At 73.0% G+C, this 10,205-nt stretch carries 11 protein-coding genes; 4 read left to right on the top strand and 7 right to left on the bottom strand.

Features of this window, described 5'->3' with window-relative positions; all coding sequences use genetic code 11:
• The first annotated feature begins 238 nt into the window (after nucleotides 1–238).
• Nucleotides 239–619, top strand: coding sequence for a VOC family protein (locus ACIBEA_RS40695; RefSeq protein WP_399268863.1), 381 nt, complete (start codon nucleotides 239–241; stop codon nucleotides 617–619).
• Between the two features lie 4 nt (nucleotides 620–623).
• Here the strand turns inward: ACIBEA_RS40695 and ACIBEA_RS40690 are convergent, their stop codons facing one another.
• Nucleotides 624–1,538: a hypothetical protein gene (locus tag ACIBEA_RS40690; protein WP_399268861.1), complete on the bottom strand. Its 915-nt coding sequence runs from the start codon at nucleotides 1,536–1,538 to the stop codon at nucleotides 624–626.
• A gap of 151 nt (nucleotides 1,539–1,689) precedes the next feature.
• Here ACIBEA_RS40690 and ACIBEA_RS40685 point away from each other — a divergent pair, with 151 nt between their 5' ends.
• Nucleotides 1,690–2,313 carry a flavin reductase family protein gene (locus tag ACIBEA_RS40685; RefSeq protein WP_399268859.1) on the top strand — a complete coding sequence of 208 codons (624 nt, stop codon included), beginning with the start codon at nucleotides 1,690–1,692 and terminating at the stop codon, nucleotides 2,311–2,313.
• Nucleotides 2,314–2,358: 45 nt separating this feature from the next.
• Here ACIBEA_RS40685 and ACIBEA_RS40680 read toward each other — a convergent pair whose 3' ends face one another.
• Complete coding sequence (locus tag ACIBEA_RS40680) at nucleotides 2,359–2,802, bottom strand: hypothetical protein (protein WP_399268857.1); 444 nt, start codon at nucleotides 2,800–2,802, stop codon at nucleotides 2,359–2,361.
• Nucleotides 2,803–2,892: 90 nt separating this feature from the next.
• On the opposite strand from ACIBEA_RS40680, the gene sigJ reads away from it, so the two are divergent.
• Complete coding sequence (gene sigJ, locus ACIBEA_RS40675) at nucleotides 2,893–3,864, top strand: RNA polymerase sigma factor SigJ (protein ID WP_399268855.1); 972 nt, start codon at nucleotides 2,893–2,895, stop codon at nucleotides 3,862–3,864.
• 85 nt (nucleotides 3,865–3,949) lie between these two features.
• Here the strand turns inward: sigJ and ACIBEA_RS40670 are convergent, their stop codons facing one another.
• From ACIBEA_RS40670 to ACIBEA_RS40660, 3 genes are read right to left on the bottom strand one after another with little or no spacing between them, the layout of a single operon-like run.
• Nucleotides 3,950–5,017: a Zn-dependent alcohol dehydrogenase gene (locus ACIBEA_RS40670; RefSeq protein ID WP_399268853.1), complete on the bottom strand. Its 1,068-nt coding sequence runs from the start codon at nucleotides 5,015–5,017 to the stop codon at nucleotides 3,950–3,952.
• Nucleotides 5,014–6,219: an acyl-CoA dehydrogenase family protein gene (locus ACIBEA_RS40665; protein WP_399268852.1), complete on the bottom strand. Its 1,206-nt coding sequence runs from the start codon at nucleotides 6,217–6,219 to the stop codon at nucleotides 5,014–5,016. The genes ACIBEA_RS40670 and ACIBEA_RS40665 overlap by 4 nt, the downstream gene beginning before the upstream one ends.
• 8 nt (nucleotides 6,220–6,227) lie before the next feature.
• Nucleotides 6,228–7,148, bottom strand: coding sequence for an SDR family NAD(P)-dependent oxidoreductase (locus ACIBEA_RS40660; RefSeq protein ID WP_399268849.1), 921 nt, complete (start codon nucleotides 7,146–7,148; stop codon nucleotides 6,228–6,230).
• Between the two features lie 97 nt (nucleotides 7,149–7,245).
• On the opposite strand from ACIBEA_RS40660, the gene ACIBEA_RS40655 reads away from it, so the two are divergent.
• Nucleotides 7,246–8,172 (top strand): cyclase family protein, encoded by a 927-nt coding sequence (locus ACIBEA_RS40655; RefSeq protein ID WP_399268847.1) that lies wholly within the window; start codon nucleotides 7,246–7,248, stop codon nucleotides 8,170–8,172.
• 233 nt (nucleotides 8,173–8,405) lie between these two features.
• On the opposite strand, the gene ACIBEA_RS40650 is transcribed toward ACIBEA_RS40655, so the two are convergent.
• Both ACIBEA_RS40650 and ACIBEA_RS40645 read right to left on the bottom strand, forming a co-directional pair.
• Entirely contained in the window at nucleotides 8,406–8,879 is a 474-nt protein-coding gene (locus ACIBEA_RS40650) for an ATP-binding protein (protein WP_399268845.1), read from the bottom strand.
• A 361-nt stretch (nucleotides 8,880–9,240) separates the two neighbouring features.
• Nucleotides 9,241–10,203, bottom strand: a complete 963-nt coding sequence (locus ACIBEA_RS40645) for an acyl-CoA dehydrogenase family protein (protein ID WP_399268843.1) — start codon at nucleotides 10,201–10,203, stop codon at nucleotides 9,241–9,243.
• Between the last annotated feature and the right edge of the window lie 2 nt (nucleotides 10,204–10,205).

Raw genomic sequence — 10,205 nt, 5'->3', positions numbered from 1 at the left:
GCCCGACAGTTCTTGGCTTTCCGTGACGGGGTGGCCTGTCAAGGGTGGAGCGCAGCGACATCGCGCAGCGACGCGACCGCAGGGAGCGCCCTTGACAGGCCACCCCGTCACGGAGAGACAGTCGAACTGACGGGCAGCCCCCGGAACCCCACCAACCCCGGACACCCGAAGCCCCCCACCCCCACCCCCACGAAGCCGCGCTCGACCCCGTCGTTCCCCGCCCCATACCCTCGGCCCCATGACCACTGCGCTCGGCCCCCACCCCCACCCCCGGCCCCGCCTCGACCTTCATCAGATCGTCGTGGACTGCCTCGATCCGAGGGCGCTCGTGCGGTTCTGGGCGCGGTTGCTCGGCGGGGAGCCGGTGGACCGGGCTCGGGGCTGGTCTCACGTCGATCTGCCGGGGGGCGTGCGGCTGGCCTTTCAGCCCGTGCCCGAGGAGAAGGCCGGGAAGAACCGCCTGCACCTCGACGTCCGCGCGGACGACATCGGGGCCGCCATCGCCGCGGCGCTCGCCCTGGGGGCGGTTCGGACGGGTGGGACCGTCACCGACGACCAGGGGTCCTTCCAGACCATGCGCGACCCCGAAGGGAACGAGTTCTGCGTGGTCACCGCCTGAGCGCTCACCCGCGCCGCAGGATCCGGACCTCGTCCATCTCCACCCCGTACGCGGCGAACAGTTCGGGGTGGTCCCGGCCGCCCGCCACCTGCCAGTCGTATGCGTCGTCGCACGACGGGAGGGTCAGCGTGATGCCGTCGCGCACGAAGCGGGTTTCGCGCTGCCCCGGGGAGCCCTCCTCCCGGAACTGCCACGTGCCCGCGCCCGTGCAGCGCCCTCCTTCGACCTCACGCCACGGTCCCACCCGCGGCAGACGTTCGGCGGTGGCCGAGCCGTCCGCCCGCAGCGTCAGGCGCGCCCCGTCGTCACCGGTCCACTGGGCGACGTACTCCGTGCGCTCCAGCCGGGGCGGCCGGTACGGCGGGAACCAGCCCGCCTTGTCGGCGGCGATCCCGCCGCCGAAGCCGGCCAGTAGACCGAAGCCCAGGGCCCAGCCCGTCGCCCGCACCATCGCCCGGCCGGGGATCCCGCGCCGTGCGGCGTACGCGACCCCCGCCAGCGGGAGCGCGCCGAAGGCGGCGGCCCGGGCCCACGCCTCCCCGTAGGGCGATCCGGTCAGCCGGCCGAGGGGCCAGGCGTAGACCGCCGCCAGGAGTACGAGTCCCGCCCCCGTCCACCACCGCGCCCCCACCCGCGTCCGGGTCGCGCCGAGCCGGGCGAGGCCGGCCACCGGCCAGGTGAACGCGACGGCGTGCACGAAGCCGCCGACGACCGCGAGGACGGGAAAGAAGCAGGGGGCCGGGAACCACCCGATGTCGCCCCCGGTGTCGTAGTCGTCCCGGGTGCCACTGGTGACGAGGAGCCACAGCCCCCACAGGGCGAGTTGGGCCGCGGCGATCGCGCCGCCGCCCCGCAGGATCTGGACCTTGCGGAGGTTCCTCGCGGCCCCCTCTTCCGCACCTGCTGTCCCACCCGTCACCCGGAGCCCCCCACCCACTACCTGAACGCGTTCAATTCACCCGGACCCTACACGCCCACGCCCACCCACGCCCGCCCGCGCCCGCACATGCCCGCCCGCACACCCACACCCCTTCCCATCTGACATACCGTCAGGTTCAATCGTTCTCGTGATGGGACACGCAGGGATGGCGGCCACCGTCGTCCGATACCTCAGGTCCGCCGGGCACCCGGAATCCGCCACCTCCCCCGCCGGCGTCGACGCGCATCCGCGGCCCGAACTGCGGGCCGTCGGCGACGACGAGCGCGCGCCCATCGATCCGGCCGAATTCCGGTCCGTCATGGGCAACTTCGCAAGCGGCGTCACGATCATCACCGCGCCCGCCGCGGAGGGCGAGGACACCCCCGCGGGTTTCGCCTGCCAGTCCTTCGCGTCGCTCTCGCTCGACCCGCCGCTGGTGACCTTCATGGTCGCCCGTACGTCGACCACCTGGCCGCGGATCGCGCGCGCCGGAGTGTTCTGCGTCAACATCCTGGGAGCCGAACAGGGCCTGCTGTGCCGGGCGTTCGCGGTCAGCGGGGCCGACAAGTTCGCCGGGGTGGTCCACAACCCCGCGCCCGTGACCGGCTCGCCGCAGCTGGACGCCGTACCGGCGTGGATCGACTGTCGCATCCACGCCGTGCACACCGGGGGCGACCACCTGATCGTCGTCGGCCGCGTCGAGGCGATGGGCGCCGCGGGCGAGGACGGCCCGCTGCTCTTCCACAAGGGGAAGTTCGGCCGCCTCAGCCGGTGATCGACCGCCTCAGCCAGTGACCGGCCGCCTCAGCGACCGGCCGCATCAGCCGGTGACCCGCGCCCCCGGGCGGACGAGGAGCACCCGGCCCAGGTCCAGCACGCTCAGGCCGAACATCAGGACACCCAGCGGCACGTGGTACGTCGGCACGTGCGCGATGCCGAGCACCACCTGGACCGAGGCGAGGACGAGGAAGCCCGTCGCGTACAGGGCCGGTCGCGCCGAGCCGCCGCCCGGCCGCCACGCCAGGACCGCGGCGAGCAGGTACAGCATCGAGGCGCCGTACATCACGCGCGCTCCGACTCCGTGCAGCGTCTCGCCGTAGGACGTGGCCAGCAGCAGTCCCGCGGTGGACGCCTGGAAGAAGATCGACAGGGTCTGGAGCGCGATCGAGACCTGTACGAACCGCGCGAACCTGCCCGAACCATCGCGCACCTCGCCGGGAACTCCGTTCGTCCCCACCGGTATTGCCGTCGCGTGCGTGCTCATGATGCGGTCCCCTCGTCTGCCTCACGGCGGTGGATCGGTACTCTCTCGATGGTCCGACGAGACGGGCCCGCGAAATGTGAGGTGAGCGCCATGACCAGCAGCAGCACCGCCCACAGCGCCGACCGCGCCGACCGCGGCCTGAGCCTCATCGTCGGAGAGCGGCGCCGGCTCACCAACCTCGCCTACCGGCTGCTCGGTTCACTGGTGGAGGCCGAGGACGCCGTGCAGGAGACCTACGCCCGCTGGTACGCGATGTCCCCGCAGCGGCAGGAGGCGATCGAGTCCCCGGGCGCCTGGCTGACGACGGTCGCCGGGCGGATCTGTCTGGACGTGCTCGGCTCGGCGCGGGTCCGGCGCGAGCGCTACGTCGGCGAGTGGGTGCCCGAGCCGTTGCCCGACCGGACGGAGTGGTTCAGCGGTCGGACGGGCGGCGGGGACCTGCCGGACGACCCCGCCGACCGGGTCACCCTGGACGAGTCGGTGAACATGGCGTTCCTCGTCGTGCTGGAGTCGATGACCCCGGCCGAGCGCGTGGCGTTCGTCCTGCACGACGTCTTCCGGTACCCCTTCGGCGAGATCTCCGACATCGTCGGCCGCACGCCCGCGGCCTGCAGGCAGTTGGCGGCATCGGCCCGCCGGCGGGTGCGCTCCGCGCAGGTGCCGCCGCTCCCCGCGGCCGGGCAGGCCGGGCAGGCCGGCCTGGTCCGGCACTTCAAGGAGGCGTGGGAGGCCAAGGACATCGAGGCCCTCGTCGGCCTCCTCGACCCCGACGCCACGATGGCCGCCGACGGCGGCGGCCTGGTCGGCGCCGTCCTGCACCCGGTCGAGGGCAGCGAGCGGATCGCCGCGTACCTGATCCACATCGCCGACAAGGCCCCCGGGCTGACCCTCCTGGAGCGGACGGTCAACGGCGTGCCCGGGCTGGTCGCCCAGCACTCCGGCGTGACGGTGACCGTGGCGGCCTTCGGACTCACGGACGACGGCCGCGTCAGCCGCATCTGGGCGGTGCGCAACCCGGAGAAGCTCCGCCCCTGGATCGCCCTCCGACCGGGACCGGAGTAGCCCCCCCCAGGGGCGGGGTCCCGAAGCCCCGCCCCGCCCCGGACCCCCCGCCCCGCCCCGGACCCCTCCCCGGACCCCCCACCCCTCAGAAGGTCAGGACGCCCCGGGCCACGCGCCCGTGGTGGGCGTCGTCCGCCGCCTTCGCGAAGTCCTCGACCGGGTAGGTCTCGGTGACCAGTTCGTCCAGCAGCAGGCGGCCCTGGCGGTACAGCTCCGCGTAGAGGGCGATGTCGCGCTGGGGGCGGGAGGAACCGTAGCGGCAGCCCATGACCGTCTTGTCGAGGTACATGGACGAGACCTGGAACGACGCCTCCTCCTTGAAGCCCGGCACGCCCAGCAGGATCGCCTGGCCGTGGCGGTCGAGCAGGTCGATCGCCTGGCGGATCAGCTTGACGTTGCCCACGCACTCGAAGGCGTGGTCCGCCCCCGTCGGGAGGACCTCGCGGACCGCCGCCGAGGAGTCCGCCACCGCCGAGGCGTCGATGAAGTGCGTGGCACCGAACTGCCGGGCCACCGCCTCCTTCGCCGGATTGGCGTCCACGGCCACGATCGTCGTCGCGCCCGCGATGCGGGCCCCCTGCAGGACGTTCAGGCCGATCCCGCCCGTGCCGATGACGACCACGGACTCGCCGCGGTCCACCTTCGCCCGGTTCAGGACGGCCCCGACGCCGGTCAGGACCCCGCAGCCGATCAGTGCGGCCGAAGTGAAGGGGATGTCCTCGGGGATCTTCACCGCCTGGACGGCCTTGACGATCGTCCGCTCCGCGAAGGCCGAGTTCGACGCGAACTGGTACAGCGGCTTGCCGCCCCGCGAGAAGGGCTGGCCGGGCATCCCGATCGCCTTGCGGCACATCGTCGGCCGGCCCCGGTCGCAGTCCGCGCACGCACCGCAGTTGGCGAGCGTGGACAGCGAGACGTGGTCGCCCGGTGCCACGTGCGTGACCCCGGAGCCGACCGCCTCCACCACGCCCGCGCCCTCGTGCCCGAGGACCACCGGCGGCGGGAAGGGGATCGTCCCGTCGATCACCGACAGGTCGCTGTGGCACAGCCCGGCCGCCTTGACGGCGACGAGCACCTCCCCCGGCCCGGGGCCGCGCACCTCCAGGTCGTCGACCACCTGGGCCTGCTTGCCGTCGAACACGACGCCTCTCACCTGGACTCCTTAGGCAGGCCGAGCACGCGCTCGGCGATGATGTTCCGCTGGATCTCGTCCGAACCGCCGTAGATCGTGTCGGCGCGGGTGAACAGGAACAGCCGCTGCGCCTCGTCGAGGCCCAGCTCGTACGGAGTCCCGCGCCCCCACGGCGCGGGCCCGGCGGTGGCCGCCGCGCCGCGCACCGCGACCGCGAGCTCGCCGAGCCGCCGGTGCCAGCCGCCCCACAGCAGCTTGGCCACGCTGGGCGCGCCCGGGTCCGGCGCGGCCGCCCCCAGGGTGCGCAGCGCGTGCCACCGCATGGTGCGCAGCTCGGCCCACTGGGTGACCAGCCGATCGCGCAGGACCGGGTCGCCGGCCTGTGCGGAGGTGCGGAACGCGGCGACCACCCGCTCCAGTTCGGCGGCGAAGCCGATCTGCTGGACCAGGGTGGAGACCCCGCGTTCCAGGGCGAGCAGGCCCATGGCCACGGTCCAGCCGTTGCCCTCGCCGCCGACCACCTCGTGGGCCTCGGCGCCGTCGAAGAAGACCTCGTTGAATTCGGCGGTCCCCGACATCTGCCGGATGGGCCGGACCTCGATCCGGCCCGGTTGGTCCATCGGTACGAGGAGGAAGGACAGCCCGTGGTGGCGCCGCGAGCCGGACTCGGTGCGGGCCAGCACGAAGCACCAGTCGGCGTCCTGCGCCAGCGAGGTCCAGATCTTCTGGCCGGTGACGCGGTGGCGGCCGTCCGCCGGATCCCGCACGGCGCTCGTGCGGATCCCGGCGAGGTCGGAGCCCGCGCCCGGTTCGCTGTAGCCCTGGCACCACAGCTCCTCGCCGCGGGCGATGCCGGGCAGGAAGCGGCCTTGCTGCTCCCGGGACCCGTGGGCGATCAGGGTCGGCGCGAGGAGGTTCTCGCCGATGTGGCCGACCCGGCCGGGCGCGCGCAGCGCCGCGTACTCCTCGGCCCACACGACCTGCCCGGTGAGGGAGAGCCGGCGCTGCCCGTAGGCGCCGTCGGCCACGTCCCAGCCCTGGCCGATCCAGCCGCCGCGGCCCAACTCGCGCTCCCAGGCGCGGCGCTCGGCCACGCCCTCGTGCTCGCTGCCGGGCCCGCCGAGGCCGCGGGCCTGCGCGTACGGTCCCACGAGGTGGCCGGAGAGCCAGAGCCGCGCGTCGGCGCGCAGCTCCTCGTCCGCCGCCCCGAAGCCGAAGTCCATGGGAGCTCCTACGCGTTGGGGCGGTCCTTGGCGGCCGCCGCCTTGGCCATGGCCTCCAGCTGCGCCAGCATCGGCATCGGATCGGTGCCGACGGTCCCCGGGAGGAAGTCGGCGATCTTCTCGGGGGTCCAGGACCCCTCGGCGTATCCGGCGCGCAGTTCGCGCGGCTGCGCCCAGACCGCGATCTTGGGTCCGGCGATCGTGTACACCTGCCCGGTGATCCTCTCGCCGCCGGCCGCGACAGCCCGGTCGCTGAGCAGGTAGGTGACCAGTGCGGCCACGTCCTCCGGTTCGCCGATCTCCTTGAGTTCCATCGGCACGTTCGCCGACATCCGGGTCCGGGCGACCGGGGCCACGGCGTTGGCGGTGACGCCGTACCGGTTCAGGCCGAGGGCGGCGGAGCGCACGAGGGAGATGATCCCGCCCTTGGCGGCGCTGTAGTTGGCCTGGGCGACCGACCCCTGGTGGTTGCCGCTGGTGAAGCCGATGAGCGTGCCGGTGCCCTGCTTGCGCATGACGGCGGAGGCGGCACGGAAGACGGTGAAGGTGCCCTTGAGGTGGGTGGCGACGACGGGGTCCCACTCCTCCTCGGACATGTTGAAGAGCATCCGCTCGCGCAGGATGCCCGCGACGCAGACGACGCCGTCGATCCGGCCGTAGCGTGCGAGCGCGGTGTCCACGATGCGCTGGCCGCCCGCCATGGTCGAGATGTCGTCGGCGACGGCGACGGCCTCCCCGCCCGCCGCGAGGATCTCCTTCACCACTCCCTCGGCTATCTCGCTGGTGGGCTCGCCGCCCTCGATGCCGACGCCGTAGTCGTTGACGACGACCTTGGCGCCCTCGGCGGCGGCCGCGAGCGCGACCGCCCGCCCGATGCCCCGGCCCGCGCCCGTGACGGCGACGACCTTGCCTGCCAAGAAGTTCCCCATGTCCGGCCCCTTCCCGCTGTTTCTGACGGACCGTTAGATTCTATGGGCAGTCGGATGCGCCAGCACAAGCCCCAGTCCATAAGGAGTGATGAGAGCCATGGGCCTGCCCCCCGAGTTCCACGACATCGCCAAGCGCGTCAACAACTGGGGCCGCTGGGGCGCCGACGACGAGATCGGCACCCTGAACCTGATCACCGACGAGGTGGTGCGCGCGGCCGCCGCCGAGATCCGCACCGGGCGCCGGATCCCGCTCGCCCTCCCCCTGAAGGAGGACGGCGTCCAGGCGGGCATGATCCCGGGCCGGATCAATCCGCTGCACACGATGGTGCAGATCAACCAGGAGATCTTCGGCCCGGGCACGGTGGCGTGCAGCGACGACGCCGTGACCATGGGCCTGCAGTCGGCGACGCACTGGGACGCCCTGACCCACGTCTCGCACTCGGGGAAGATCTACAACGGGCGCCCCGCCGACACCATCACTGCGCACTCCCGGGCCCGGTTCAGCGGCATCGACAAGGCCGGCCACATCGTCTCGCGCGGGGTGCTGCTGGACGTGGCCCGCGCCAAGGGCCTGGACCGGCTGCCGGGCGGGCACGCGGTGACCCCGCAGGACCTGGTGGAGGCGGAGGAGTTCGGCGGGGTCACGGTCCGACCCGGCGACATCGTGCTGGTGCGCACCGGGCAGATCCAGGTCTACCTGGCGGGCGACAAGCACGGCTACGGCTATCCGTCGCCCGGGCTGTCCGTCCGCACGCCCGAGTGGTTCCACGCGCGGGACGTCGCGGCCGTCGCCAACGACACCCTGACCTTCGAGATCTTCCCGCCGGAGATCGAGAACCTGTGGCTGCCGGTGCACGCCCTCGACCTGGTCGAGATGGGCATGCACCAGGGCCAGAACTGGAATCTCGAAAAGTTGTCCACAGCCTGTGGAGAAGAGCGGCGGTATTCCTTCCTGCTCTCCGCGATGCCGGAGCCCTTCGTCGGCGGGACGGGCACGCCGGTCGCCCCGGTCGCCATCCTCTGACCCGACGGACCCCTGGCGGGCACGGCACCACAGGCGCCAAGTCCTCGTGGTCCTCGCGGGCGGCGACCGAGGCCGTCGACTATGGGTGGCGGCGTACATTCGTGCACGCCCCGAGCGCCGCACGGCAGCCGCCACCCCACGACCCGCACTCGTCAAGGTCTGCCCTTGGCGTCCCCTCGCGACGAATCGCTCCCCCAAGGGTGATCAATGCATGACGGTCCGTCAACACCTCGTTAGAGGTACACGCGCGGTTCCCGTACCTGGTCACATTTTTCGGCAATCTCCTCGGCGGGCCCGCCGAGTGCCCCCGCGGAGCCCTCTCCGGCGCAGTCGATCTCGCACCAGATCTGCTTGCCGGAGCCCTCGCGCTGCCAGCCCCAGCGGTCCGCGAGGCCGTCCACCAGCTCCAGGCCGCGCCCGTTGGTGTCGTCCCCGTCGGCGTGCCGGGGGGCGGGCGGTCGGTCGCTCGCGTCGGCCACCTCGACCCGGACCGCCGGGCCGCCGAAGAGCATCCGCAGCACGGCCGGGCAACCGGTGTGCACCACCGCGTTGGTGACCAGCTCCGAAATCAGCAGGAGCAGGGTGTCCGCGAGCGGCTCGTCGTCCCCCATTCCACATCCGGCCATGCGGGACCGGGCCCACCTGCGCGCTCGGCCGACCTCTGCGGGATCCGGCCCGACCTCAAGCTGAACCTGAAGCACCTGCACCGCTCACACCACCCGAACCGGCGGACACATCGCCTCGCGACAGTACGGGATCACGGTCCGTGATCCCCTTGCCGAGCAGCATGGTTGACATACAGTCACCACAACAAGCGCTTCGGGCATATTCCAGCGCGAAGGAGTAGGCGTGCTGCATACTGTGCGACGCCCGCGCCGCTCAACCGCTCGCATTCGTCGGAGCGTACCGGAGCACGCGACCGACTCCGGTCCGTAGCGAGGTGGGCGAAGGACACAAACCGATATCAACTCTCTGTAATCGGACATGCGTCCTGCGCCGTTCCACCCGTTACAGCACCCGTTACAGCAGCCGTCACAGCAGCCGTCACCGCGCCGACCGCCTGCGGCGTCAGGCCGACAGGGCGCCCAGCTCCCGCGCCAGCAGTTCCTCCGCCTCGGCCGCCGTGCGCCACTGCTCGGCCCGCACCCACGCCCGTTTCAGGTGCAGGTGCACGTCCGCCTCCCAAGTGAACCCCATCCCGCCGTGCACCTGGAGGCAGTCGCGCGCATTGCGCACGGCCGCCTCGTCGGCCAGCAGCTTGGCGCCCGCGATCTCCCCGGGGTCGACCGTCACCGCCGCCGCGTAGACCGCGGTACGGGCCACCTCGCCCCGCACCAACATCTGCGCGCACAGGTGCTTGACCGACTGGAAGGCCCCGATCGGCTGCCCGAACTGCTCGCGCTCCTTCGCGTACCGGACCGCCAGCTCACAGGTCCGCAGCGCGCTGCCGACCTGGAGGGCGGCCGTCAGCAGGGCCCCCTCGTCCCGCAGCGCGGCGGACGGCGCACCGGCCGACCCCGGCCCCCGCGTCCGGTACAGGGGCGTGAGCGGATCCACGGACCGCACCGGCACACAGCCGGCCGCCGGGTCCGGGCCCTGCGCGAGCTCTCCCGCGGGGTCTTCCCCACCCAGCACCGCGTCCGCCTCGCCCAGGTACGCGACGAAGGGGCCGTCCAGGTCGAAGGCCGTCACCACCGCCGTGCCCTGCGCCGCGCCCGGCACCACCCCGGCCGCCAGATGCGTGGCCACCAGCGGCCCCGGCAGCAGCACCCGCCCGGCTTCCTCGAAGACGAGCGCCGCCTCCGCGAGCCCGAGCCCGACGCCCCCGTCCGGGCCGCCCTCCGGCAGCCGCAGCGCGAAGAACCCGGCCTCGCCCAGCTCCCGCCAGAGCCCCCGGTCGACCACGCCCGCGCCGAGCGCCGCGGCCGCGTCCACCGACTCCCGCAGCGCCTCGCGCCCGTACCGCCCCGCCAGCAGCTCCCGCACGCCCGCGCGCAGATCCCGCTGGTCCTCGGTCAGCTGGAAGTCCACGG

The organism is Streptomyces sp. NPDC051555 (genome assembly GCF_044454405.1).
Taxonomy (GTDB): Bacteria; Actinomycetota; Actinomycetes; order Streptomycetales; family Streptomycetaceae; genus Streptomyces.
This window is presented reverse-complemented; position numbering and strand designations above follow the sequence as displayed.